This is a genomic window from Gottfriedia acidiceleris (genome assembly GCF_023115465.1).
GTDB lineage: Bacteria > Bacillota > Bacilli > Bacillales > Bacillaceae_G > Gottfriedia > Gottfriedia acidiceleris_B.
This window is the reverse complement of the sequence record NZ_CP096034.1, coordinates 1,579,417-1,603,409: the sequence shown is the minus strand read 5'-3', so window position 1 is coordinate 1,603,409 and position 23,993 is coordinate 1,579,417. Positions and strand designations below refer to the sequence as shown.

Below are 23,993 nucleotides of genomic sequence, written 5' to 3'. Positions count from 1 at the left end.
ATTAACTAAATACTTTTCTTTTCTTTGTCTTTACGATTTTGAACTTTTTTCATTAATAAAGCTAGACTTAATGGTAACATTCCAAACATGTTAGTTGAAAATGGGGCCTTCAGCTCTTCTTTTTCTTGTTTTATTGAATCACGTTTCTCTTTTGGTTGATCGATGTAATTAATAAATTGTTCTGTCATATATTTTACATAATCATTTGTTTTCAATAGAAATCACCTTACTTTCTTATTACCTATTTCTACTATCTCCTCCTTTTGAATAATTTAAACAGTCAATGATTCCCAACGCAATTTCAATTGGTGTTAAATTAGTCGTTGAAACTTCATAATCTGCTTTTTTATATTGTGATTCTCTCTTTTTAAACAGTTCAGTTAGTTCTTCAATCGTTCGATTTACAGCATTTGGTCGGTTAGAATCCAAATGGATTCTTTCGTATATTATTTCAATTGGAGTTTCAAGATAAATTATTTTGCCAGTTTCTTTCATATATTCAATGTTTTCATCACGAAGAATGATTCCACCACCTGTTGAAGCGATCATTTTTTTTGATGGTAAATTTTTTAATACTTTTGTTTCTATATCGCGAAAACCGCTTTCACCAAACTCATTAAACAATTCCGGTATGCTTTTGCCTGTTTGAAAAACAATTTCCTCGTCTAAATCAATAAATTTTTTGTTTGCTCTTTTAGCCAATTCCTTTCCAACAGTCGTCTTACCACACCCCATAAATCCTACTAAATAAATTGATTCCATTTTATCCTCCAACTTAATCAATCCAATCCGATACTTGATTTGTACTTTTTTTATATTTAAATTGAACTACATATTTTTTTATTTTTGAATTATTACTAGTTAAAGTTACATGATATTCATCATTTGTAACTAAATAAGTATTCAATATAATTTTTGTATTATTATAATACTTTACTGTATTTCCTTGTAGTGGTAAATTGCCATGCTTTAAATCGTAAATTACTTGTGAATGTAAACGGTCTAGTTTGTTTTGATTTCTCGTATAAGAATAAAAAGTATTGAACGAATGAAAAATATCTATTTGTATAAGAAAAAAAATTAGTAAAATATTTATCATAAAGATCGTGTAAGGTAAATACATTCCATTTTCACCAAGTAGTTTAAATTTAATTGATAAACATCCGAATAGTTTTTTCATAAATCACACCATTTAAATCGATTACTTTTACTAGGATTTGCCTTTCGCTTATTAGTTTAAACTTTATATCCCTTATATTCTGAAGTACAATTTCATGTCCTAATCCAAGCCTTTGACGTCGAATTATTGTTGCATATTTTCGATAACTAATCGTAACTTGATTAAACTCTTCAAAAAGAAGAAGGTCAGAATGAACTGTAAAACTTATACTTTTGTTTGCCTCTTTTTGAACTTCTTTTATAAAATTATCTAATTCTAACCTATTTACCGATTCATAACTGTAATTTCGCTTAACAAAACTTTTTATACTTGAAGTCGATATAGAAATAATCATTAAAAATAAAACAAGTGAAAAAAGTGTTTCTAGTAAAGTGAATCCTTTTTCATTCAGTAATTTCTTCACATATTTCACTTTCCTTTTTTCGATCAGTCCAAGTAATACAAATCGAATTTAAATTATTTCTAGCTTTTATTTTCACTAAAAATTCTCTGCCATTCTTTGTATAGAAACCCTCTTTAAAATCTTCTCTGTTCATAAAATAAAGATGAACCATATCTGTTAATAAGTCATCTGCCATATTACTAATCGTTATCTTATCTTTTTTTTGTAAAAATAATGACATTGAAGGAACGATCGTAATACAAAAAATAATTAGTAAGTTTAAAGAAATAACTGCCTCAATAAATGTAAATCCTTTTTCATTTCCGATCATATTTAAATCGACCACTTCCTAAATAAAATGTAACGATATATTCAGCTTCTTTATATTTAATTGAAATCGTTCCAGAGCTTGAGATATTACCGTCGGAGTTAAATCTTAACGGAGGTTTTAAAGTAAGGTTTGTTATACTAATTGATTTGTCATAATTCCGAATGACTACAGGGGGATTTAGTAAATTATCTTCCATTTCATATTTATTTTGATAAAAGATGATCCTAGTAGGAATTTGTTTTATTATTGCATTCCTTTGTGCAAGAAAAATATCATTTTGAAGCATTTGAATAAATAATGTTAACTTTTGTTCATCTTCAATCTTCCTAACTTGATTAATCGGTAAAATTAATAGCAATATCATTATTGAAAGGACTAATAACATCTCAACAAATGTAAAACCAAACGAATTATCCAACCTTTTTTTAAGGTATTGATACAGAGCCAGTTGCTTTGTCATACGATAATTCAACTTTATTATTGCATTTATATGATGTTATGTAGCCCTGTTCTTTTAAGACTGATAAACTCTCAGGTAATTGTTCATTTTCTAAACGATAGGATTCAACACTTGACTGAACCATTTTTTGAAGTGCAGAGCATCCTTTCGTTTGAATCGACTGTTGCTGTTTTCCTAAATTTGGTATCACTAGTAATAAAAGAAGTGAAATGATAAATAAAACAATTAACATTTCAATTAAAGTAAATCCTTTTTCATTCAAACTAACTCCTCCTAGATATTGTTCATCAATTGAAACATAGGAAACAAGATGGCTATATATAGTGATAAAATACTTGAAGAAATTAAGATTAAAATAATCGGCTGAATAATCTTTATCGATTGGTGAAAATAAGATTCTATACTCTCCTTTAAATAATCAGCATAATCAGCAAGTTCTTTACTAAGAGTACTATTGTTCATGCCATGTTCAATCACAAATAGTATATCTCTATGGAATGCACGTTCATTTTTAAATATTTCTTGCATAGAAATTCCGTTTAATAATTGATTGTAGAAATCTACTGCTTTTTCTTTAATAAATGTTCTACTATCATTATTCTGCATTGTTTTTAGTGCATCAACTATGGGAAAACCAGCATGTAATAATATACTTAACTGCATTGAAAATTCATAAGTATTCATTGTAATTAAATACTTCCTAACTAACGGTATTTGAATTAATTTATCCATCCTTTCGATTGAATTTAATTTATTAATTGCAAATAAGTATCCATAGGTGGTCAATCCAATTAGGAATAGAGAAGAAAACATAATTGAAGGTAGTCTTTTTATAACTTGTAGATAGATGAAAATAAACGAGTTCTGATTAGAATGGAATGTTGAAAATAGCATTTCATATTGAGGAATGATTATATTTCTAAACAAAAACAAAATTAGCAACAATATTGTCATTAAAAAAATAGGATATCCCATGATTTTTCTTATGTAAGCTCTATGTTGAATCTTTTTTGTAAGCATATAACTGCCTTCACCTAGCGCTAAGGACAAATCACCATGCTTTTCTGCATAATACAAGTAAACGAGTACATCTTGATGAAGACTAAGCATTTTAGCAAAATCAATGAATGATCCTCCTTCCACCAGAGCTATTTTAGCTATATAAATCAATTCTTTTAGGTCATCTGGGAATTGAATCGTTAAGAATTCGATTGCTTGAATTAGAGGATAACCCTTTTGTAAAAGTTCTCCTAATATTTTTAATAGCTTAGCCTGTTCAATATAAGTTAATTTTCTTTTATTAAAAAATTTACCCATAGATTATACTTCGGTCCAAATGTTTGTTATCAATAAAACCTAATGCATAACCTTTAATGAGTTGATCATTTAAGGTAGAAAATTGAACTTCCTCTTGTATCCCTCTAAATTCATTAATAACCGAATTTAGAGCATTACCGTAAAGCAATTCATATACTCCTAATCTTCTGTGATTTCGATTTACAAAACAATTTGGTTCACATTCCCCTTCACAAAAACGGCATTTTATTGGAACTAATCTTTGAGAAACGATAGCAACCATTGCCTGAAATAATTCCTCCTTTGGAATTCCAAGCTCTAACATTCGATATAATGCACCTTTTGTGTTATTAGAATGAATTGTCGTTAACACTAAATGACCGGTCAATGCTGCCCGAACGGCAATTTTCGCAGTCTCTTCATCCCTAATCTCTCCTACCATCACAATATCTGGATCGGATCGAAGAATAGCCTTTAATCCAGTTGCATATGTTAAGCCTGCTTTTTCATTAACTTGGACTTGAAAATATTCATCAGATTTCCTTTCAATCGGATCCTCTAAAGTGATAATATTTCTTGCAATGTCTTTTTTAGCTGACTGTAATAAAGAATAGAGTGTTGTCGTTTTCCCACAGCCTGTTGGACCAGTAAACATCATTAGGCCATGTGAATGATGTAATAAAGACAAAAGTTTACGAGTTGTAGATGGGAATAAAGAAAGACTTTCTATTGGAGCAATTCTTTGTTGGGGATGAATACGAATAACCATAGACTCATCAATAATGGTTGGTAAAGTGGCCAAGCGAAGGGATAATAAAATTTCATTAATGTTAACAACTAAAATTCCAGTCTGTGGCCGTCTAATTTCTCCAATATCCATACTTCCTAAAAACTTCAAATGCATGATGATCCTCTTATACTTCTCTTTAGTTATTCTTTGAATAAGTTTCAACTCACCATCAACACGAAAAAAAATTTGTACATCATCCTTTTTTGGTAATAAATGAATATCCGATGCTCCAAAATGGCAAGCTTTTCTTAGAAGTTCTTCGACCATTGTTTCTACTGATTCCATTTTTAGTCCCCCTTTTTATATGAGCAATTATATTTTTGTTTCTCTCAGTTATCAAATCGTCATAATTAGGAAACTAAACGAAAATATTAAATTTTGCTAAGATTTATTTACAAACTAAAGTTAATTTACCGAAATAACGTAAAAGAAAATCAAATATATAACATAAAACAAAAAGTATGTTTTCAAATCATGTATAGAAAATGATTAAATAAGAAAAATAATATCAGATATGGTTAATTTTCATTATCTCGAGAATCAATTTAGAATTGTATTAATACATTGTTTACAATTGTAACTTTCTTATTTTATAATAATGAATGGGTAGAAATTTTTTATGGGGGGATTTAGGATGGATCGAATGTTCCGCGTTCTAGGATTCTGGACAGCTATATTTACGGTAATGTTCTTTGTTGGACATATGTCAGCAGCTGCACTTATTTTCGCATGTCAAACAGCATTTTTCGTAGTATTAGGCTATCTAAAGCTTTCTGAGCGTATGTACATCTATATCTTTGGCGCATACTTAACTGTGTTCTTTATTGGATTTACATATTATAGTACTTTCTTATTAGTACCAGGCTTTAGTGAATAATAGAAAAACCAGTCATATGACTGGTTTTTTTATTTGTATTCATTTAATGATATCAATTCATTCAACTTAGCAAGGTCTTTTGTTGACATACCTTTTGTTTGAAATAACCATTGGAAGGAATCGCTAATTCCTCCAGGCATGATTAAAGATTGTACTGCTCTATTTTGTTTATATTCCCTTGAAAATGGATTTGACTGAGCATGTGGGATAAGCCAATTTAATATACCAAAATCTAATATTGCATCTCTTTGATTAGAAAAGTATAGATTTTCGATATTATTCAGTAATCCGAACTTTTTTAGTTCATCCCAGTGAATATGAGTTGTAATGTCCATATACCCTAAATTCTCTAGAATATTTGATTTCATTTCATGCTTATAATAACCGCGCAAACTTCCCTTAATTCGATGGGGTGCATCCCATTCTTCCCTCGTAAAACCATAATCAACAGTTAAAATGATTCCTTTACTAATTTTCGATTGTAAAAGGTCATAAACTTTTTCCATACCAACAGGAATTTCAACTCTTTGCCCGTTTTTGCCAACAAAATTGTATCTTCTTAGAAAATCACTTATATCACCATCTTGTATTTTAACGAGATTTTCTTTCAGATTATTTAATTCATCAATTATAATTACTACCTCTTGCCATTCGTTTTGATTAAATTCTACTACTCGAACAGGTAATGCATCAAACAATTCATTTGAAAATACCATTCCATTATTGATTTGCTCGATTTCTAATAGATCTGAGAAATATTTACAATTCAAATGGTTCGCCAATAATTCTTTTTGTAATTTACGATGATATTGGCTTGCATCAATAATATAGTAATTTAAATTATGATATATTTCAGGCTCTTTTTTTTCACAGTACGAAAGAAAGGATGATGCGAATCTGCCATTTCCACCACCAACTTCAACAAAAAAAGGTTCGATTAGGTTATTCTTAACAAACCGACAAAATGATGCTGCAATTACTTCTCCATAAACTGAACCTACTGAGCTTGTAGTATAGAAATCACCTTTTCGTCCAATTTTTTCATTTGCCATTTGATAATAACCTTTTTCATGATCATAAAGCACTAACGAAATAAATTGTTCGTATGTAATAAAACCTTTTTCGCTGTTATTTATCGCATTAATAATTATGTTTTTCATCATATTACCTATTATAAAAATGGATTATATCTTTTCTCATCACCAATCGTTGTAGTTTCTCCATGACCACTGCAAACAACAACATCATCCGGTAAAGATAGGAGCTTCCCTTTTATACTTCTAATCAACTGGTCGTGATCCCCACCAGGTAAATCAGTTCGTCCAATGCTTCCTTCAAATAATGCATCACCAGAAAATACCGTCTTTATTTCTTTACAATAAAATGAAACACTTCCTGGTGAATGGCCTGGAGTTTCAAAAATTGAAAATAAGAATCGACCAATTTCCATTTTACCTTCTTTTTCAATCAAGTGATCTGCTTCTCTTGCAAAAATTGACTGATTTCTCATAAATAATTCAGAACCATTTTTTTGTCCATCTGTTAGCCAATCTGCTTCATATTTATGAATATAAACGGGTATATTATATTCATCACGCACATCATCAACAGCCCCAATATGATCAAAATGAGCGTGGGTTAAAAGGATTGCTAATGGCTTTAATTTATTTTCTTCAATAACATTAAAGATTACATGTGCTTCCTCGCCCGGATCAAAAATAACCGCTTCATTCATATCATTACTTAAGATGTAACAATTAGTTTGTAATGGACCTAATGGTAATTGTAAAACATTCATATTCATACCCTGCTTTCTTTTTTAATCTATATAATACTATATCATAATTTTGTTTTAGCACTTAATTTCAAATAGACAATTGTTCACAAAAGTTTTACAATAATAATGATGTGATAGCAAACAGGGGTTGCTTGAAGAAATTTATAGGGGGTTTACAATGGGTACAGTTATTATTTTTATACTAGTAGCTATTCTATGTGTTCCTGCATTAATAGGATCATTAAAGAATAAGAACTTTTTAGCTGTTTTTTGGTCTGGTGTGACATTAGTTTTATTTGCTTGGTTTGCCATTATGACAATTTTACATAACGGTTATCCACCAGCGCACTTATAACATTTATTTTATTATGGAACGAACAAATTTCTACATATAGAAAACATGTTCTAAAATAAAAAAGCTGACAATTTTGTCAGCTTTTTTATTTTAAAGATGATTGGATATTTTCTAAATTAAATAATGACGCTAACAGAATTGGAAACGTCTCTGAAAAAATGGATTCAAACATAGATAATGGCAATGGGTTTATTCCTTTACCTAATTCAAGTGTAAATCCTGGTTTCCGAAAATCTTGTATATACCAATCCTTATAACCTGCATGGCTATCTATTGTTTTTACTGCCTTATACGGACTGATACTAGAAAAATAATTAGCATAGACTTCCGAGATAGGAGGTTCAAGATTGTCATAACCCCAATAAAATTCTTTACCTTGAGTATGCAAGGCCAAGATAAGATCAAACTTCCTTTCAATTGCTAAATTACTCATAGCGATTGTTTCTGGTTCAGTTAAAGGAGCATCTCCTGGATAATCTCTTGGAGAGAATGTTTTTTGTTTCTTTCTCTCTTTTTCAAACTCCCAGTGTGCAGGAAATTGATTATTTAAATCAACGCCTCTTATATTTGCTTTCCAGCCAGTAAAACCATCATATCCTTCATTAATTTTATGAACAAATTCCATATAATCACTTTGTTCCACAGCTCCATTTATAACTAAATTTACCCCATCAGGATTAACCATAGGGACAATCGACAAAGTATTTTCATTAAATAAAGCTACTAATTCTTTATGAAATGGCAACTTCTCAGTTGTTAAAGTGTTACATATCCAAAAAAGCATTTTCATGATTACACAAGTTGTAATCCATTCATTTGCATGAAACGAACCATTCCAATGTACTTTTCTATGTCCATTCCCAATTTGAATCTCATAAATAGGCTGATATAAAACACTGTGTCCAATCGTATTTAAACGAAGAAAAGGAAATTCTTGAATTAATAAACTAATATCTTTTGAAAGTTCATTAAAATCGTATCTTCTTGTATGAAATGATAAAGGCCCATTGTTTTTATACAAAATTTTCACCTCATCAGTTATTTTTTAGTTAATTGTATGTATTTAAAATAAAGAAAAGCACTTTCGTTTAGGAAATGCATTATTTTAGCGTTTTATCAAGTCATATTAAATTATTAATGCCTTTTTAGCTTCGTTGAGTTTTGGGCTCTTGAGGATTAACAGAATGGCTGAGAAATGGGGCTAAAAGACTTGCGGGACAATGGTGATAGGTAGCTACAAAACCTCGCTACACTTAAAGGTAAGCATCCTGTAGTGGAAATCAACATCACTCTACTCCTTTTACGAAAATTTGGTAATTTAATTGACAAGGTTGTTTTTCAATAACGTAAAAAAGCACTCCCATTAAGGAAGTGCTTTTCATGTTTATTCAAACTTCGTATCAGCTTTTTTATATTTAACTTCATAGAAACGAAGTAAATCTTTATAAATAATTGAGTTTGAATACTCAAGTGATTTATTTGCTTTTGCTAAGTCTTCTTTAGGTGGTTTTTGTCCTTTTAATTCTTCTCCAGTATTTGGATCATACATCTTCTCACCAGTATAAATATATTTATCAGTAACAATTGTTCCATCACGGAAAACTACAAAGTTTTTGTGTTTAGGAGAGAAAATATCATTACCAAAGTTGATAGATGTTTTATTTGGATTTTCACCTAATAAGTTTAAAATTGTCGGTTTAACATCAATTTGACCTGCAACTTTATGAACTGTTTCACCCTTAGTTTGTCCAGGTAAGTGGATAAAGAAAGGTACTTTTTGTAATTTAACATGTTCTGCAGGTGTAATGTCTTGTCCTAATACTTCACTCATTGCACGGTTATGGTTTTCAGAAATACCATAGTGGTCACCATACATAACAATGATTGTATTATTATATAAACCTTTTGCTTTCATTTCTTCGATGAAATGTTTAATTGATTCATCTAAATAACGTACTGTTGTAACATAATTATCAACAGTTTGGTCTCCAGTTGTTAAACGTGGAATCATTAAATCCTCATCATTTAATTCGAATGGATAATGGTTAGTTAGTGTAATCATACGGTTATAAAACGGTTTAGGCTCTGCTACCATTTTGTCTACTGCTTGTTCAACGAAATATTTATCTTTTAGTCCCCAGCCAATTGATGTAGCTGCAGATACTTTAAAGTCAACTTCATTATAATAACGATCGTAACCAAGACTTGGATACATCATGTCACGGTTCCAGAACGATTTATTATTTGAATGCATTACAGAAGTGTAATAATTTTGATCCTGTTTAAGGATTGCTGGTGTTGCAGTAAACGTATTACCACTGTTTGTAAAGTAAACAGCACCACGATCTAATGGGAATAAACTATTATCAATTAAGAATTCAGCATCAGATGTTTTACCTTGTCCAGTTTGGTGGTAAAAATTATCAAAATAATAACTTTCTTTCGTAAATTTATTTAAGAAAGGAGTAATTTCTTGTCCATTAATTTTTCGTCCAATTACGAAATTTTGTAATGATTCTAATGAAACTACTACTACGTTTTTACCTTTATATTTACCATGTAATTGTGCATTCACACCTGTATCGTTAGCACGAATAAAGTTTTCGATTCCAGCTAATTCACTATCATCAGCCATCGCTTTTTGAGCAGATGTTTTTGATTGAATAACCATATCATATATGTGGTAATTGTATAATCCTAAAAATTTAACAATGTATTCTCTATCAAAAGAACGTGTTAATAATTGTGGGCGTTCAGTTTCTGCTAAACCAAGGTTAACTAAGAAAATAGCAACCGCTGCTAAGAAATAAGCTGTTCTAGCTTTGCCTTTAATGTTACCAGTAGTAAAGAATTTTTTACCCCAGAAATAATTAACTGCAATTAAGATGAAAATATCAGAAAAAGCTAAGATTGTTTTATAGCTAATCATTGCTTTAACACTTGAACCTAAATCCCCAAAGTTTCGAGTCATAAATAAAACTGGAATTGTTACAAAATCGTCAAAGAATGAATAATAAGCTGTATCAGCTACTAAAATAAAGGACATGATTATAGTAATCCAAATAACTGCTCTATTTCGTTTTGGTCCTTTTGCAAAAAGAGCTATACCTATAAATATTAATAATGAAGATATAGGAGCAATTATCAAAATAAATTCTTGCATTGAATTTTCAATTTCTAAATCAAAATAAAATTGGCTAAGAATCGTTGCTTTAATCCATAAAAGGAATACAGCAAGTAACGGGAATCCAAAGTTTTTAATAAACTTTTTCCACATATTCTGTTCCTCCTCTTGTTTAGACTATTAATCTATTTTATCTATTATAAAACAATGTTTGTCAATTCACATATCTATTTTATTGGCATTTTTATACCAAGAATTTTTGGAATGATTCATACAATTATTAGCTACTAAATGTATGGATCTAAATAAATTATTTGACGTACCTTAGGTTTTTTCTAACGTCATTCAATTTATCATAAACTAGTTCCGTCGTCAAATAACTAATTTTTTTTTCAATTCAATACAATAAACATAATAAGGTACTTCAATTAGAAGTACCTTAAATTTAAGTTAAATTTCATTAGTAATAAATTTTTTTACTAAATATGCTGCACCAATTGCTCCTGCATCGTTCCCTAATTTTGCAATTGAAAGTTTTGTCGAATCTCGCACTGTTGTGAAAGCAAATTCGTCAAAATATTTCTTTAGAGGTTTCAATAACAGTTCACCTGCATTTGATACACCGCCACCAATTATAATATTTTCAGGATTTAAAGTATTTCCAACTCCGGCTAAAACTAAAGCTAGATATCTCATTACATGATTTACGATTTCTTCTGCAACTTCATCACCAGTGGCATAAGCTTCAAAAACATCCTTTGCTGTAATTGGTGAATCATTCGACACTTCTTTTAAAACCGTCTCTTTTGTCGTATTTTGTAACTTCTCGTTTGCTATTCTTGCAATACCTGTTGCTGAAGAAATAGTTTCTAAGCATCCTCTTTTTCCACAGTTACATAATACTCCATTTTCAAGTTGTACTGTGATATGGCCAATTTCACCAGCAGATCCACTAATTCCATGTGCAACGTCACCATTTACAATTACGCCTCCGCCGACTCCTGTTCCAAGGGTAACCATTACTACATCTTTTGCTCCATTTCCAGCACCTTTCCACATTTCGCCAACAGCTGCTATATTTGCATCATTATCAACGATTACAGGAATACCTGATTCCTTTTCTAGAATTTCTTTTAAAGGAAAATTAACCCAACCTAAATTTACTGCTGCAAATATAAGTCCATCTTCTAATCGAACCGATCCTGGAGCTCCAATACCGATTCCAGCGATATCTTCCTTTGTTTTATCCATCTGTTTAAGCTTTTCTTCAATTGCAATTGTAATTGTTTTAGGAATATGCTTACCACTATCAGATTTATCCGTTGGTACTTCCCATTTATCGATGAATTCCCCGTTATTTGTTAATAATGCCAATTTAATGCTTGTACCACCTAAATCTACACCTACAATCATTTTAGCCATAAAGTCTTCTCCCTTCGCAGTGAAATCGTTTGCAATAGATTCTAAAAAAAACGATTTCATTAAACCGTTTTATTTTTTATTTCATCCATTTCTTTTTTTAAGATCATGGTAGCAATTTGTAAATCTTTACTTTCAAGTATATTCGCTAAAAATAATTCTTTTAGCTCATCTTGCATTAACATCAAGTCAGCTAATCGATCACCTGTATAAATAATGGTGCCATAACTCTTTAGAAATTGTTGAATATCATATACGGATTTCATACTTAACTCCTATTATTTTATCTTTCTAAACATGTAATAAGTATAAGTTGGAAACGATTACTCGTCAATGTGAAATACCAAACAAACCATTTATTTTGTAGGAATTTACAATTATTTTTTAGGCTTTATTACTTCTTCTAAAGCTAAATCATTTTTATATAAATATGTAGCGTATTTTATCCCGAGATATCTTATATGCCATGGTTCATAATTGTATTCAGTAATATCTACTTTGTCTTCTGGATAACGAATGATAAATCCAAATTCATGCGCATGGTCTGCAAGCCAAGTTCCTTCTTTCGTTTCTCCAAATCCTTGTTCAAGCTTGTTACCGAAGTTTGGAGAGGATACATCTATTGATAAACCAGTTTGATGTTCGCTTGTACCAGGAACAGCACTAAAAGATTGAGTCCAATCTTCACCATGAATTTGCACATAATAATTATACAAGCTTTTTTGTCGATCAAAAGAGCGATATGCGGAAACTGGAGTAAGCTTTATGCCATCTGCTTCTGCTCTTTCAAATAATTTTTCTAAAGCATGTGCCGCCTCTTTTCTCATTAATGTCTTATCTTTGTTTACTCCATGTAAAGGAACGACTGGATATACTAGATCAGGCGGTTCATACCCATCTGGTAGCTTTCTTTCTTTATTAACTAATACTAAATTAGATGTAGGATTTGTTACAGCTAATAATCCATTTTCAGCTTCGATTGCTGTATCATCGTAGTTAGGAAAACTCAAAGAAGTCTCTTTAGTCTTTTTTAGATGATTATTAAAAAAATTTTGGTTTCCAAAAAATAGAGCTAGTCCAATAATGAATATTACTATTAATAACCATGAGATCTTACTATTGATTTTTTTCAAAATTACCTCCTTAAATCTTATTGTTACTTTTACAATATTAAAAGTTGGCATATTTTTCAAATAATCTATACAATAAGACCTCTTTCAAATAGAAAGAGGTCTTTTCTAAAGATGAACTCATAATATTTTTCTGAAAAACTTTACTAGTGTTTGCTAAAAATTATCATCACTCACTTAATTTTCGTTTCGTAAAACAGGTTCCATTGTTTTTCTTAAAGTGTCTACAGAGTTTTTAAACTGACGTTGCTCTAATTCATTTAAATCTAGTTCAACAACTTCTCGAATTCCACCACGATTAATTACTGCTGGAACGCCAATATATATATCGTGTTCTCCATATTGTCCATCTAAATATGCAGAAACCGTAATAATACTATTTTCATTTTTTAGAATCGCTTTTGTTAATCTAACTAAGCCCATTCCAATTCCATAGTATGTTGCACCTTTTTTCTTTATAATGTGATATGCGGCATCACGTGTATTTAAAAAGATTTCATCAAGCTCTCTTTGGCTGTATTTTGGATTTTTCTTTAATACATGGTGAACTGGTGAGGTACCAACATTTGTTTTAGACCAAACTGGTAGTTCACTATCACCATGTTCGCCGATAATATAAGCATGGATATTTCTTGCGTCAACATTAAAATAATCACCGAGCATATATCTAAAACGTGCAGTATCTAAACTAGTACCAGATCCGATTACTCTTTCTTTTGGTAATCCTGAAAATTTCCAAGTCGCATAAGTTAAAATATCTACTGGATTTGTAGCAATTAAAAAGATACCGTCAAATCCTGAAGCCATAATATCTCCAATGATTCCTTTAAAGATAGCACAATTTTTTGCAACTAAATCTAAGCGAGTTTCTCCAGGTTTTTGAGCTGCTCCAGCAGTAATGACGACTAAACTCGCATCTTTACAATCACTATAATCTCCAGCCCAAATTTTTGTTCTAGAATCTACAAAAGGCAGGCAATGATTTAAATCCATTGCGTCCCCTTCCGCTTTATCTTTATTTAAATCAATCATAACTAATTCTTCGGCAACACCTTTATTTAACATACCAAAAGCATAGCTAGCTCCAACTGCACCTGTTCCGATAAGTGCGACACGATTTATTTCTTTGTGTAACATAATATCCACCTCATTTGTGTTTTAAAAGTGTAAGTAATTGGGACTTCTTTATTATATATGTATTTCCACTCTAAGTTTGTGATACTTTTTACAAACTTGTTACAATATTAGTCTGCACAAATTTAATTTTTTCAATAAGACTCCAATTCAGTCTTATCTATTTTCGAACAAATCGTGTCACATTATGCACTTATTAAATCACTTCTATTATTCTTGATTCTGTTAAAACCAACGGCATCTTAATGTCATGTTTTTCTATTGGTAATTCATCAATAATTTGAATGTCATAAGCTAAGGCTAAAAGTTGTTTATTATAATCTTCTAAATAGCGATCATAATAACCACCACCATATCCTAGTCGCTCACCATTTTTTGTATATGCTACTCCAGGCACAATTATTAAATCAATAAGTTCTTTTCTTATTTCCACGCATTTTTCTTCTATCGGCTCTTGTATTCCAAAATAACCTTTCTTTAAATCATCAAATGAATTGATTTTGTAAAAATGCATTTTTCTAGTCTCATGGTTGCATTTAGGGACAACAACTGATTTATTCTTTTTCCAACAAGCAGTGATTAAATACTTAGTATTTATTTCATGCTCCATTGGCATTGTTGTTGCTATAATATCTGCACTCTTCATTTGTTCTGTATTTAATAATTTTTCTATAATTTGTTTTGACTTTTCATCTCTTTCTGATGCTGAAATATTTTTCAAGTTTTTCATCATCGAATTTCTAATTTCTTTTTTTTCCATAATAATGGCCTCCTTAGGTAAGGATCGAGTTTCTAATTAAAATTATAATTATTTAAACATAAAAAAAACAGTAGGAAAATTCCTACTGTTTACTTTGTTTCGCGATGAACTGTAACTTTTTTAAGTCTTGGGCAATATTTTTTAAGCTCAAGACGGTCTGGGTTATTACGTTTATTTTTAGTAGTGATGTAGTTACGATCTCCGCATTCTGTACATGCTAATGTAATATTTACGCGCATTTTATTTTCCCTCCTGACATAGTGACATAATCAGACTTGTATATAATAACATTCTTTCGCGATAATTTCCATACTTTTTAGTGATTCAATGTATTTCTTTTGATATTTTTTTTATTGAATTATGTACAAACTTATTCTCATAATTCAGAGTATATTTTTGAAAGACAGCTTGATGATGTAATACACTGCCTTGACTGATTCGAATATTAGAACTAATTGATACATATGGGCCGATTATACAGTTCTCTTCAATCGTAACATCATTCCCAATAATAACTGGAGAAACAATCTTCACATTATTATTTATCGTTACATGCTCACCTAAAAAGATTCTTGGTAATATTTGAACAGCAGGAATAGGTAAGTTTAATTTCTCTTCAATCCAATCTACGTTTAGCTTTGCAAATCTTCTAGGCGTCCCATAATCAATCCAGTAACCTTTTAAATGAAAAGCATTTAAACAGATATTTTTTTTTAACATTAAAGGAATCAGATCATTACTAATGTCAAAATAACGATTTTCTGGAATTTGATATAATAATTCAGGATTCATAATATAAATTCCAGTATTAACTAATTTACTAATCTCACTACCTTCATTCGGCTTTTCTATAAAATCGATTATTTGTCCATTTTTCACTTTTACATTCCCGTATGACCCACACTTATCAACTTGTTTTACAAACATAGAAAATCTACTTTTACTTTCTAAATGAGTTTTTAATGCATCTCTAATATCGCCGTCAAATAAAATATCACCATTCACTACTAGAAAGGGTTCATGAAGAAAATGCTTAGAAAGTCTTAAACAGCCAGCAGACCCTAAACTTTTTTCTTCTATAATATAATCAATTGAAACATTTTTTAATTTCATTGCATTGATTGTCTCGATAATTGCTTGGGACATATAATGAAGCTGAATGATAAATTCTTTAAACCCAAGTCTAGTTAAATGTAATATTAAATGCTCAATTGCCGCTCTATTTGCGATTGGTAATAGTGGCTTAGGAATGTTGTTAGTAATTGGTAAAAGCCTTTGACCGTATCCTCCAGCTAAAATAACAACCTTCATTTATTACCACCTCAATATCTTATACTAGTTAAAGAAGTATGCTTAATATTACATAAATATGACAAAAGGGCATTCAGGTAAATTTTGTCTGAACACCCCATTTAATTCATTTAATTATTTTAAACTATAGTCTTATATTATTGATTTAATAAATAATGTTTCCCTTTAACTAAATAATAAATATTCTCTGCAATATTTGTTGCATAATCTGCAATTCTTTCAAGATATCTGCAAATAAATGCCATTTGCATGATATTTGATACATGCTCAGGTGAATTTGCAATACTTGTCATTAGAGTTCTAACAGTTGTTCCATATAGTTCATCAACTAAATCGTCAATTTCACCAATCTCCTTGGCAGCTTGTAAATCTTCTGTTCGGTATGCTTCTGAAGCTTTTGTTAACATATCTAAGCCAAGTTCATGCATCTTTTCAATATTCTCTAATGGTAAGTTTTCTTGACGACTACGAATACGAATTGTAGATTTTGCAATATTTACTGCATAATCTGCAACTCGTTCAAGATCATGAGCAATCTTAATAGCAGTTAAATTTCTTCTTAAGTCGACAGCAACTGGTTGTTGTCTTGTAATAATCACTAAAATTAATTCATTTACTTCTTTTTCTAACTTATTAATGCGATCATCTTCGTCAATTACTTCTAAAGCTAATTCAATATTTTCCGTACGAAATGCTTCCATACTTTTAATGACTGCTTTTTTTGTTTTCTCAGCCAATTCGATAATCATTTCTTGTAATGATCTTAAGTCTGCTTCAAATTGATTTCTCATCGCTTTTCACCTGTTCCCTTCTATTATCCGAATCGTCCAGTAATATAATCTTCAGTACGTTTATCTTTAGGTGTTGAGAACAGTTTATTTGTATCCGAGAACTCAACTACTTCACCGCTTAAAAAGAATGCAGTTTTATCAGAAACACGAGCTGCTTGTTGCATGTTATGCGTAACAATAATAATACTAAAATCTTTCTTTAAATCGTGAATTAACTCTTCAACTTTTAAAGTTGAAATAGGATCTAGCGCTGACGTTGGTTCATCCATCAAAATAACATCTGGCTCAATTGCTAAACAGCGTGCGATACATAAACGTTGTTGTTGCCCTCCTGAAAGACCAAAAGCATTCTCATGCAAACGATCTTTAACCTCATCCCAAATAGCTGCACCTTTTAAACTTTGTTCAACAATCTGATTTAATGTAGCTTTATCTTTAATACCATGTATTTTCGGTCCATATGCAACGTTTTCCCAAATTGATTTAGGGAATACATTTGGCTTTTGGAATACCATTCCTACGTGTGTTCTTAATTCTTCAACAGGATAGTTTTTATCGAAAATATCTTGTTCGCGGTAAAGAATCTTCCCTTCTGTTCGAACTGAAGGAACTAACTCAACCATACGATTTAACGTTTTTAAATAGGTCGATTTACCACATCCACTAGGTCCAATAATCGCAGTAACTTCATTCTCATAAATACTTAAATTTATATTTTTTAATGCTTTATCTTGTCCATACCATAAATTTAAATCTTGAGTATCATATACAATTGATTTTTTCATGTTTTTATTTGTCTCTTCAAGATCATCGTTTTTAATAATATTCTCTCTATTTAATGTCATTGTCATAACTTTCGATCCCCTCTCATCCTAAAGGAAGCTTTCTATTTTAATCTATAAAATATTAACTAAACAATAGATAAATTTTATAATCGTTAAAATTCACTAGTTCTTACATGAATAATCATATTCTCAAACTATTAAACCTGTTTTAACCGAATGTAAAGATTATGTAAATAAGTTCAGAAGTTGAAGGAAGGGTTAAGAAAAGGAGTTTTCCACATAAAAAAGAGAAGGGTTTAATCCCTTCTCTTCTTATTGATTTTTATTTTGAGTCTCTTGGTTATCTTGACTATCTTGATTGTCTTGATTATTTAAAATGTCTTTTGGTTCGTCATTATAAATTGATTGTCTCTCTTTTTTCAATTTAAAGTATTCATCCATAATATCTCTGCCAATGTATTTATTTACTGGCGCTTGGTCAGTTTGTAACCAAGGAACTACTACTACAAAGGCAATTTCAGGATTGTCATATGGAGCATATCCCATCAATGTTTCATTATAAGTTTTTTGTGGTCCATTGTATTTTTTTCGATCTGGACCGTCGTATACAGATTGGGCTGTACCTGTTTTACCGGCTATTTTATAGTCTACGCCTGTGAAATATTTGTGAGCAGTACCACCAGTTTCATTATATACTTTGATTAAACCTTGTTTAACATGATCGATGTATGATTGTTTCATATCAATACGGTTTAATACTTTAGGTTTAATTTCTTGTCTAATGACTCCACTATCTTCACCGATTGAAGGTTGTCTTAATTCTTTCGCAACATGTGGTTGAATTCTATACCCTCCATTTGCGATTGTAGATACATATTGAGCTAATTGAAGTGGAGTATAAGTATCATACTGCCCAATCGCCATATCTAGTAGGAAACCTGGGCTTTTGTCTACACCTTTAAATCCAATTGCTTCATTTGGTAAATCAATTCCAGTTTTAACGCCAAGTCCGAATTGACTGAAACTATTTCGGAATGTATCAAACGCTTTTACGTCGATATCTAAAGGCCTATTCTCTACGTAATGTGCATGTCCGATAGCCATAGCTGTTCTGAACATATAAACGTTTGATGAATACTTTAAGGCATCTAAATCATTAATCCAGCCGAAGTTTTTATATGACGCTTTTACTGGTGTACCCGCAATTTTAATCGGTGTATCGAATTGCCTTTGCCCTGGAGTAATGGCTCCTGTTTGATAACCAGTTAAAAGGGTTGCACCCTTTACAGTTGAACCCATCTCATAAGAGGAAGTAAGGTTTCCCGTTGCGTAATCTACAATTTTATTTTTTCCTGTCTTTTTGTCTTTAACAATTTGCTTACCAGACATTGCTAAAATTTCACCCGTTTTTGGGTTAATCATCGTAACAAATGCACGATCCAAATATCGACCATTTGACGTTGCTTTAGCTTTTAAAAGCTCTCTTTTAACTATTTCATCAACCTTACCTTGAAGTTCAATATCAATTGATAGTACTAAATCACTTCCAGGCTCCCCTTCTGTAATCACTTTCGTATCAACAACATTTCCATTTGAATCAATAACATTTTGTGCCTTACCTTTTGTACCACGTAAAACATCTTCATACTGCTTTTCAATATAACTTTTTCCTACACGATCATTACGGTCATAACCACGTGCTAAATAATAATCGACATTTTGAGCAGGTAATCCTTCTTTTTCGGAAGTAATATTTCCTAAAATTGTTCGGAACGTATCACCATAAACGTATTTTCTTTCCCAATTTGTCGTTACATCTACACCTGGGAGCTCATCCAAATGTTCACTAACTGTTGCATATTCTTTTTCAGTAACTCCCTCACTTTTAATTGTTTGTGGAGTTAGTGCATAACCAGCACTCATTTGCTTGTAAATTGCAAGGATTTGTAAGTCATTTGCACTAAGTGAATTGATATCATCTGCTGAAATTTTATCAAGCTGTAAATTATAGTAAGCTTTATTGTAAGCAGGGTCATCATCTTTATTTTGGGCTTTTAGTGTTTTATTCTCTTCTTTTGAGATTAGATTTTTTGCATCTTTAGGATTTGTTAATAACCAATAATCTTTTTTATCTCGTTCAGTTATTTTATTAGTTGGCATCTTAAGATAACTTTTTAACTTTGTAGCCATTGTTAATAACTCACCTGAAGTTGTCCCTTTTTTTCTTGTATACGTAATTGTACGTAAAGGCGTATTATCTACGACAACCTTTCCATTACGATCTAAAATTTTTCCCCTTGGTACAGCTTGATCGACGGTCATATTTTCTGTACGCTCTAATTCTAATTTATAGTCTTCACCTTTAACAATTTGTACGACACCTAATCTTAGAATTAAAAATGAAAATAAGACAAACACAAGAAAAAATAGTGTATTCAGTCGTGTTGGTAATGTGATTTTATATTTCTTAGGCTTATTCATTTTTTCTCCTCTTTTTTCTACAATTACTTATTCTACATATTAATATTTTAATGATTTGAAAAAGGAATCACTGCTAAGTTTTTGACAATTTAGTGAAAATACTTAAGCATGCTTATATTCTAATTTCCTCATTACGAAATAGACCAAAAGGTGTCCTGCACCAAACAAACACATTAATAATGGAATAACTTGTTCTGGTTGGAATAGTGATGTACAAACAATGAACACGGCAATAGAAAGCATTCTACCGCTATTTAAATACACTTCACGTATAACGATATATTCAACTCTATATTCCCTGGCCTTATACGATTTTCCTATTATATCATATGTTAAAGATAAGTAAGGTACTAAAATGATTGGATATGCTAAAGAAATTATTGCACCGTAAATGATTAATAAAGGAAATGAAACTTTAAAAGCGATTACAAAAACAGCGCAAAATAGTAAAAAACCACCAATAAATATAGCTTTCATTCTAAAATTTTCCTTTATAATTCTAGTAACAATATAATAGGTAATAAAGCTAATTAACGATGTAATTAATCCGTATTTCCCTAATGCAAATTCACTTCCTGTGGATAAGAAAATATAAATTGAAATAACAAACACAAAAATCCCTTCACGAATCCCCTGAAAGAAATTAGCATATGTTACTTTCCGCCAATTTTCATTTAATTTTCTTTCTTGAATGACGCGCTTAATATTGAACTCACTATCAAGTTCCCGTCTAACTAAGAAACAACTTAAGGCCACTGCACATATAAATAAAATAACGGCAGCAAGAAACACAAAATGGTAACCTTTATTTCCAATCATTGAAGAAATAATCGCTCCAGCTATAAATGGACCGAGCATTCCCGTGAACGAATTAATTAGCCCTAAGAAACCATTAAAAAATTGTCTAGTTTCAGGTTCTGTAACTTCAAACGTTAATAAGTTAAACGCTAAATAGTAACAGCCATTACCTACCCCTAAAATCGCTCCAATTAAAATTGTTGCTAATAATGTCTTCGTTTCAAATAGTAAAACGACTATGTAGAATATTGCCAAAAAAGAAATACCAGCTCTTAAAATAAAAACTCGATCAATTGTTTTAGCTAATCTGCCTGCTATTACAAATGTAAGAGCTTGAAAAAATGCGATCGAAAATTGGTAAGAAGCAATTGGTAAATAATTATTTGATTGCTTCCACAAATAAACATTTACAAATGTGCTAGATAAAGCTGTCGCTAAAGTAAACAATCCACCGACACTCAGTAAAAGAATTAAGTCTTTATTTAAATCTACGTCACCTATTAAAAATTTCCACTTACTCATACTATACTCTCCTTTGTCTCATGAACTAGTTTTCCGAGTAAATGAAAATTTATCCTTTTTTTTAACATAAAAAAAAACACTACTTAATTAAATTAAGTAGTGTTCATTTTTTATAAATTATTTAGCAGCTTGGTATAACTCTTCTACTTTTTCCCAGTTTACTACATTCCAGAATGCACCTACGTAGTCTGGGCGTTTGTTTTGGTAGTTTAAGTAGTAAGCATGCTCCCATACATCTAAACCTAAGATAGGAGTTTTACCTTCCATTAGAGGTGAATCTTGGTTAGCTGTGCTAGTCACTTCTAACTCACCATTGTTTACTACTAACCAAGCCCAACCAGAACCGAAACGAGTTAATGCAGCTTGAGTGAAAGCAGCTTTAAACTCATCTAAGCTACCGAATTTAGCGTTAATTGCTTCAGCAACTTCACCAACTGGAGTGCCTGTGCCTTCTGGAGTTAATAAAGTCCAGAATAAGCTATGGTTAGCATGTCCACCACCATTGTTACGTACAGCTGTACGGATACCCTCTGGAAGTGCATCTAAGTTAGAAATTAATTCTTCAATTGAAGAAGCAGCTACTTCTTTACCTTCTAAAGCAGCGTTTAAGTTTGTTACATATGTATTGTGATGACGAGTGTGGTGAATATTCATTGTTTCTTTATCAAAGTGTGGCTCTAATGCATCATATGCATAAGGTAATTGTGGTAATTCAAATTTTGACATTTTTTATTTCCTCCCAAAGATAATAGTGAATTTCAATTTAAAGTTATCAAATATACTGAAAGATTTCAATAGTAATGCTCAGAAAAGGGAAAGAAAGTAAAAAAGATTAATTTTTGGAAGAAAATTATTTAAGCAATGTGGATCATAGAAGATTAAAAAACGAAAAAAGTCTTCCACATGAAAGTTGAAGACTTTTTTCACTAATTAAGGAGTAAGAGGGATTCGAACCCCCGCGGGCTGTTACACCCCTGTCGGTTTTCAAGACCGATCCCTTCAGCCGGACTTGGGTATTACTCCATAATAAAATATTGGTAGCGGCGGAGGGAGTCGAACCCACGACCTCACGGGTATGAACCGTACGCTCTAGCCAGCTGAGCTACACCGCCAAACTATATAAATGGCTCCGCAGGTAGGATTCGAACCTACGACCACTCGGTTAACAGCCGAGTGCTCTACCACTGAGCTACTGCGGAATAATTCGTATTGTCCTTAAGACAATATTTAATTTATCATATTCTAAACTAGAGGTCAACACTTTTTATTATTTTTTTTGATTATTAATTTATATTAACTATTTTTAAGTGAAAAAATTGTTTTATCTATATTTAAAAGCAAAACTCACTTTCGATTCTAAAGTCATTGTCCTTCTCTTCTTATTTACTCTTATCATTCTAATTAAAGTTTAATATTCAATTACCAAAAAAAGATTATAATATACAAAATAGCCCGAAAGTTACATAATAAATTTCGGGAAGTGAAATAACATAAAAAAGAAAGGATGAGTTTATGAATATATTTAAACAATTTTGGTTTAGTTTATACTCGCCAAAAACAATATTAAGATTTAGACTCCAAAAAATCGGTAAAACAATCTTTTTTCTTTTCCTACTTGCAATTTTATATACTCTTCCTGGATTCTTTTCATTAGTAAAAGATGTGAAGCTTCAGGTGAACAATTTTTCTGATTTGCTTAAAGATAATGTTCAGACAATTTCTTTAAGCAAAGGATCAATAACAATAAATGACAATACTCCATTTGAACGAAATATTGGCGAATATAAATATGCTTTTTATCCAAATGAAACAGTTATACCTACAAAATTAAAAAATGAACAGTATGCATTTGTTGTATTAAAAAATAGAATAATTATGAAAAATGATAAAGGTGAGCAAGATTTCCCTTACCCTTCATTAAAATCAGGTGTAATAAATAAAGCCAAAGTTACAAAATTTATTGAAAATATAAAAGAAGCACTTCCAGTAGTCTTAATCGCGTTATTTTTCTTATTTTATTTGGGTTACAGTATTTTCATATTTATAGTTGCTACATTATTAGCGTTTTTAACAGCTTTATTTAAGTCGACTAAGCACTTGCCTTTCAGACAACGCTTTGCCATTGTTTCGTATAGCTTAACACTACCTACTGTTATTTATTTATTGCTCGGATTATTGAAAATAAATATTCTATTCCAAACTTTAATTTTTATTTTAATAACAGTTGCTATGTTCACATTAACAATTAAAAATTTACCTTCTAAAAAATAATGTTTGATGAAGTGTGTTT

General features: G+C 30.8%; 28 protein-coding genes and 3 tRNA genes. 3 read left to right on the top strand and 28 right to left on the bottom strand.

The features are described 5' to 3' along the window. Nucleotides 1-5: 5 nt before the first annotated feature. The 9 genes from MY490_RS07610 to comGA are packed head-to-tail and all read right to left on the bottom strand — an operon-like array spanning nt 6 to nt 4,724. Nucleotides 6-215 (bottom strand): YqzE family protein, encoded by a 210-nt coding sequence (locus MY490_RS07610; RefSeq protein ID WP_069034113.1) that lies wholly within the window; start codon nt 213-215, stop codon nt 6-8. 22 nt (nt 216-237) lie between these two features. Then, nucleotides 238-762 carry a shikimate kinase gene (locus MY490_RS07605; protein WP_248268676.1) on the bottom strand — a complete coding sequence of 175 codons (525 nt, stop codon included), beginning with the start codon at nt 760-762 and terminating at the stop codon, nt 238-240. 13 nt (nt 763-775) lie between these two features. Beyond that, nucleotides 776-1,180, bottom strand: a complete 405-nt coding sequence (locus tag MY490_RS07600) for a hypothetical protein (RefSeq protein ID WP_248268675.1) — start codon at nt 1,178-1,180, stop codon at nt 776-778. Next, nucleotides 1,149-1,583 carry a competence type IV pilus minor pilin ComGF gene (gene comGF, locus MY490_RS07595; protein ID WP_248268674.1) on the bottom strand — a complete coding sequence of 145 codons (435 nt, stop codon included), beginning with the start codon at nt 1,581-1,583 and terminating at the stop codon, nt 1,149-1,151. The genes MY490_RS07600 and comGF overlap by 32 nt, the downstream gene beginning before the upstream one ends. Further along, nucleotides 1,564-1,893, bottom strand: coding sequence for a hypothetical protein (locus MY490_RS07590; protein WP_248268673.1), 330 nt, complete (start codon nt 1,891-1,893; stop codon nt 1,564-1,566). Before MY490_RS07590 ends, comGF begins: the two co-directional genes overlap by 20 nt. Then, the gene (gene comGD, locus MY490_RS07585) at nt 1,880-2,353 is read right to left on the bottom strand and encodes a competence type IV pilus minor pilin ComGD (protein ID WP_248268672.1); all 474 of its coding nucleotides are present in this window, start codon (nt 2,351-2,353) and stop codon (nt 1,880-1,882) included. Before comGD ends, MY490_RS07590 begins: the two co-directional genes overlap by 14 nt. Beyond that, on the bottom strand, nt 2,319-2,615 hold the full coding sequence (comGC, locus tag MY490_RS07580) for a competence type IV pilus major pilin ComGC (protein WP_098233287.1): 297 nt from the start codon (nt 2,613-2,615) through the stop codon (nt 2,319-2,321). The genes comGD and comGC overlap by 35 nt, the downstream gene beginning before the upstream one ends. Before the next feature lie 11 nt (nt 2,616-2,626). Next, nucleotides 2,627-3,670, bottom strand: coding sequence for a competence type IV pilus assembly protein ComGB (gene comGB / locus MY490_RS07575; protein ID WP_248268671.1), 1,044 nt, complete (start codon nt 3,668-3,670; stop codon nt 2,627-2,629). Beyond that, nucleotides 3,663-4,724 carry a competence type IV pilus ATPase ComGA gene (comGA, locus tag MY490_RS07570; RefSeq protein ID WP_248268670.1) on the bottom strand — a complete coding sequence of 354 codons (1,062 nt, stop codon included), beginning with the start codon at nt 4,722-4,724 and terminating at the stop codon, nt 3,663-3,665. Before comGA ends, comGB begins: the two co-directional genes overlap by 8 nt. 349 nt (nt 4,725-5,073) lie before the next feature. Between comGA and MY490_RS07565 the strand changes: the two genes are divergently transcribed. Then, nucleotides 5,074-5,316 carry a DUF2626 domain-containing protein gene (locus tag MY490_RS07565; RefSeq protein ID WP_056475051.1) on the top strand — a complete coding sequence of 81 codons (243 nt, stop codon included), beginning with the start codon at nt 5,074-5,076 and terminating at the stop codon, nt 5,314-5,316. A gap of 29 nt (nt 5,317-5,345) precedes the next feature. Here MY490_RS07565 and MY490_RS07560 read toward each other — a convergent pair whose 3' ends face one another. Continuing rightward, nucleotides 5,346-6,476 (bottom strand): SAM-dependent methyltransferase, encoded by a 1,131-nt coding sequence (locus MY490_RS07560; RefSeq protein WP_248268669.1) that lies wholly within the window; start codon nt 6,474-6,476, stop codon nt 5,346-5,348. A gap of 11 nt (nt 6,477-6,487) precedes the next feature. Next, nucleotides 6,488-7,114 (bottom strand): MBL fold metallo-hydrolase, encoded by a 627-nt coding sequence (locus MY490_RS07555; protein ID WP_248268668.1) that lies wholly within the window; start codon nt 7,112-7,114, stop codon nt 6,488-6,490. 157 nt (nt 7,115-7,271) lie between these two features. Here MY490_RS07555 and MY490_RS07550 point away from each other — a divergent pair, with 157 nt between their 5' ends. Continuing rightward, nucleotides 7,272-7,448, top strand: coding sequence for a DUF2759 domain-containing protein (locus tag MY490_RS07550; RefSeq protein WP_097978526.1), 177 nt, complete (start codon nt 7,272-7,274; stop codon nt 7,446-7,448). A gap of 85 nt (nt 7,449-7,533) precedes the next feature. Here the strand turns inward: MY490_RS07550 and MY490_RS07545 are convergent, their stop codons facing one another. The 17 genes from MY490_RS07545 to MY490_RS07465 form a co-directional block, all read right to left on the bottom strand. Next, complete coding sequence (locus MY490_RS07545; protein ID WP_248268667.1) at nt 7,534-8,469, bottom strand: M14 family metallopeptidase; 936 nt, start codon at nt 8,467-8,469, stop codon at nt 7,534-7,536. A 363-nt stretch (nt 8,470-8,832) separates the two neighbouring features. Further along, nucleotides 8,833-10,725, bottom strand: coding sequence for an LTA synthase family protein (locus MY490_RS07540; protein WP_248268666.1), 1,893 nt, complete (start codon nt 10,723-10,725; stop codon nt 8,833-8,835). A 297-nt stretch (nt 10,726-11,022) separates the two neighbouring features. Further along, nucleotides 11,023-11,994, bottom strand: a complete 972-nt coding sequence (locus MY490_RS07535) for an ROK family glucokinase (RefSeq protein WP_248268665.1) — start codon at nt 11,992-11,994, stop codon at nt 11,023-11,025. A gap of 59 nt (nt 11,995-12,053) precedes the next feature. Beyond that, nucleotides 12,054-12,257: a YqgQ family protein gene (locus MY490_RS07530; protein WP_248268664.1), complete on the bottom strand. Its 204-nt coding sequence runs from the start codon at nt 12,255-12,257 to the stop codon at nt 12,054-12,056. A gap of 111 nt (nt 12,258-12,368) precedes the next feature. After that, on the bottom strand, nt 12,369-13,124 hold the full coding sequence (locus MY490_RS07525) for a M15 family metallopeptidase (protein ID WP_248268663.1): 756 nt from the start codon (nt 13,122-13,124) through the stop codon (nt 12,369-12,371). A gap of 174 nt (nt 13,125-13,298) precedes the next feature. Continuing rightward, entirely contained in the window at nt 13,299-14,258 is a 960-nt protein-coding gene (locus tag MY490_RS07520; protein WP_248268662.1) for an L-lactate dehydrogenase, read from the bottom strand. A 193-nt stretch (nt 14,259-14,451) separates the two neighbouring features. Further along, entirely contained in the window at nt 14,452-15,015 is a 564-nt protein-coding gene (locus MY490_RS07515; protein ID WP_248268661.1) for a 5-formyltetrahydrofolate cyclo-ligase, read from the bottom strand. 89 nt (nt 15,016-15,104) lie between these two features. Then, nucleotides 15,105-15,254, bottom strand: a complete 150-nt coding sequence (rpmG, locus tag MY490_RS07510; RefSeq protein WP_056475024.1) for a 50S ribosomal protein L33 — start codon at nt 15,252-15,254, stop codon at nt 15,105-15,107. Nucleotides 15,255-15,339: 85 nt separating this feature from the next. Beyond that, nucleotides 15,340-16,326 (bottom strand): nucleotidyltransferase family protein, encoded by a 987-nt coding sequence (locus MY490_RS07505; RefSeq protein ID WP_248268660.1) that lies wholly within the window; start codon nt 16,324-16,326, stop codon nt 15,340-15,342. 137 nt (nt 16,327-16,463) lie between these two features. Then, a complete protein-coding gene (gene phoU, locus MY490_RS07500; RefSeq protein WP_248268659.1) occupies nt 16,464-17,117 on the bottom strand; it encodes a phosphate signaling complex protein PhoU in 654 nt (217 codons plus the stop codon). 23 nt (nt 17,118-17,140) lie between these two features. After that, entirely contained in the window at nt 17,141-17,902 is a 762-nt protein-coding gene (pstB, locus tag MY490_RS07495; RefSeq protein WP_248269336.1) for a phosphate ABC transporter ATP-binding protein PstB, read from the bottom strand. A gap of 312 nt (nt 17,903-18,214) precedes the next feature. Beyond that, on the bottom strand, nt 18,215-20,383 hold the full coding sequence (locus MY490_RS07490) for a peptidoglycan D,D-transpeptidase FtsI family protein (protein WP_248268658.1): 2,169 nt from the start codon (nt 20,381-20,383) through the stop codon (nt 18,215-18,217). Nucleotides 20,384-20,485: 102 nt separating this feature from the next. Continuing rightward, nucleotides 20,486-21,703, bottom strand: a complete 1,218-nt coding sequence (locus MY490_RS07485) for an MFS transporter (RefSeq protein WP_248268657.1) — start codon at nt 21,701-21,703, stop codon at nt 20,486-20,488. Between the two features lie 117 nt (nt 21,704-21,820). Next, complete coding sequence (locus MY490_RS07480) at nt 21,821-22,429, bottom strand: superoxide dismutase (RefSeq protein WP_098844920.1); 609 nt, start codon at nt 22,427-22,429, stop codon at nt 21,821-21,823. A gap of 207 nt (nt 22,430-22,636) precedes the next feature. After that, a tRNA-Ser gene (locus MY490_RS07475) sits at nt 22,637-22,726 on the bottom strand. 12 nt (nt 22,727-22,738) lie between these two features. Next, nucleotides 22,739-22,815, bottom strand: a tRNA-Met gene (locus tag MY490_RS07470). Between the two features lie 12 nt (nt 22,816-22,827). Beyond that, nucleotides 22,828-22,902: transfer RNA gene (locus MY490_RS07465), tRNA-Asn, on the bottom strand. A 313-nt stretch (nt 22,903-23,215) separates the two neighbouring features. Here MY490_RS07465 and MY490_RS07460 point away from each other — a divergent pair. Continuing rightward, on the top strand, nt 23,216-23,974 hold the full coding sequence (locus MY490_RS07460) for a DUF1189 domain-containing protein (protein ID WP_248268656.1): 759 nt from the start codon (nt 23,216-23,218) through the stop codon (nt 23,972-23,974). Nucleotides 23,975-23,993 lie beyond the last annotated feature (19 nt).

What these genes read in the sequence shown, in the direction of transcription:
- MY490_RS07480 (WP_098844920.1), bottom strand. Translation starts at nt 22,429, where the DNA reads ATGTCAAAATTTGAATTACCACAATTACCTTATGCATATGATGCATTA.
- phoU (WP_248268659.1), bottom strand. Translation starts at nt 17,117, where the DNA reads ATGAGAAATCAATTTGAAGCAGACTTAAGATCATTACAAGAAATGATT.
- MY490_RS07540 (WP_248268666.1), bottom strand. Translation starts at nt 10,725, where the DNA reads ATGTGGAAAAAGTTTATTAAAAACTTTGGATTCCCGTTACTTGCTGTA.
- rpmG (WP_056475024.1), bottom strand. Translation starts at nt 15,254, where the DNA reads ATGCGCGTAAATATTACATTAGCATGTACAGAATGCGGAGATCGTAAC.
- MY490_RS07505 (WP_248268660.1), bottom strand. Translation starts at nt 16,326, where the DNA reads ATGAAGGTTGTTATTTTAGCTGGAGGATACGGTCAAAGGCTTTTACCA.
- MY490_RS07460 (WP_248268656.1), top strand. Translation starts at nt 23,216, where the DNA reads ATGAATATATTTAAACAATTTTGGTTTAGTTTATACTCGCCAAAAACA.
- MY490_RS07485 (WP_248268657.1), bottom strand. Translation starts at nt 21,703, where the DNA reads ATGAGTAAGTGGAAATTTTTAATAGGTGACGTAGATTTAAATAAAGAC.
- MY490_RS07515 (WP_248268661.1), bottom strand. Translation starts at nt 15,015, where the DNA reads ATGGAAAAAAAAGAAATTAGAAATTCGATGATGAAAAACTTGAAAAAT.
- comGA (WP_248268670.1), bottom strand. Translation starts at nt 4,724, where the DNA reads ATGGAATCAGTAGAAACAATGGTCGAAGAACTTCTAAGAAAAGCTTGC.
- MY490_RS07520 (WP_248268662.1), bottom strand. Translation starts at nt 14,258, where the DNA reads ATGTTACACAAAGAAATAAATCGTGTCGCACTTATCGGAACAGGTGCA.
- MY490_RS07530 (WP_248268664.1), bottom strand. Translation starts at nt 12,257, where the DNA reads ATGAAATCCGTATATGATATTCAACAATTTCTAAAGAGTTATGGCACC.
- MY490_RS07565 (WP_056475051.1), top strand. Translation starts at nt 5,074, where the DNA reads ATGGATCGAATGTTCCGCGTTCTAGGATTCTGGACAGCTATATTTACG.
- pstB (WP_248269336.1), bottom strand. Translation starts at nt 17,902, where the DNA reads ATGAAAAAATCAATTGTATATGATACTCAAGATTTAAATTTATGGTAT.
- MY490_RS07600 (WP_248268675.1), bottom strand. Translation starts at nt 1,180, where the DNA reads ATGAAAAAACTATTCGGATGTTTATCAATTAAATTTAAACTACTTGGT.
- comGB (WP_248268671.1), bottom strand. Translation starts at nt 3,670, where the DNA reads ATGGGTAAATTTTTTAATAAAAGAAAATTAACTTATATTGAACAGGCT.
- MY490_RS07490 (WP_248268658.1), bottom strand. Translation starts at nt 20,383, where the DNA reads ATGAATAAGCCTAAGAAATATAAAATCACATTACCAACACGACTGAAT.
- MY490_RS07590 (WP_248268673.1), bottom strand. Translation starts at nt 1,893, where the DNA reads ATGATCGGAAATGAAAAAGGATTTACATTTATTGAGGCAGTTATTTCT.
- comGD (WP_248268672.1), bottom strand. Translation starts at nt 2,353, where the DNA reads ATGACAAAGCAACTGGCTCTGTATCAATACCTTAAAAAAAGGTTGGAT.
- MY490_RS07555 (WP_248268668.1), bottom strand. Translation starts at nt 7,114, where the DNA reads ATGAATGTTTTACAATTACCATTAGGTCCATTACAAACTAATTGTTAC.
- MY490_RS07535 (WP_248268665.1), bottom strand. Translation starts at nt 11,994, where the DNA reads ATGGCTAAAATGATTGTAGGTGTAGATTTAGGTGGTACAAGCATTAAA.
- MY490_RS07550 (WP_097978526.1), top strand. Translation starts at nt 7,272, where the DNA reads ATGGGTACAGTTATTATTTTTATACTAGTAGCTATTCTATGTGTTCCT.
- MY490_RS07560 (WP_248268669.1), bottom strand. Translation starts at nt 6,476, where the DNA reads ATGAAAAACATAATTATTAATGCGATAAATAACAGCGAAAAAGGTTTT.
- MY490_RS07605 (WP_248268676.1), bottom strand. Translation starts at nt 762, where the DNA reads ATGGAATCAATTTATTTAGTAGGATTTATGGGGTGTGGTAAGACGACT.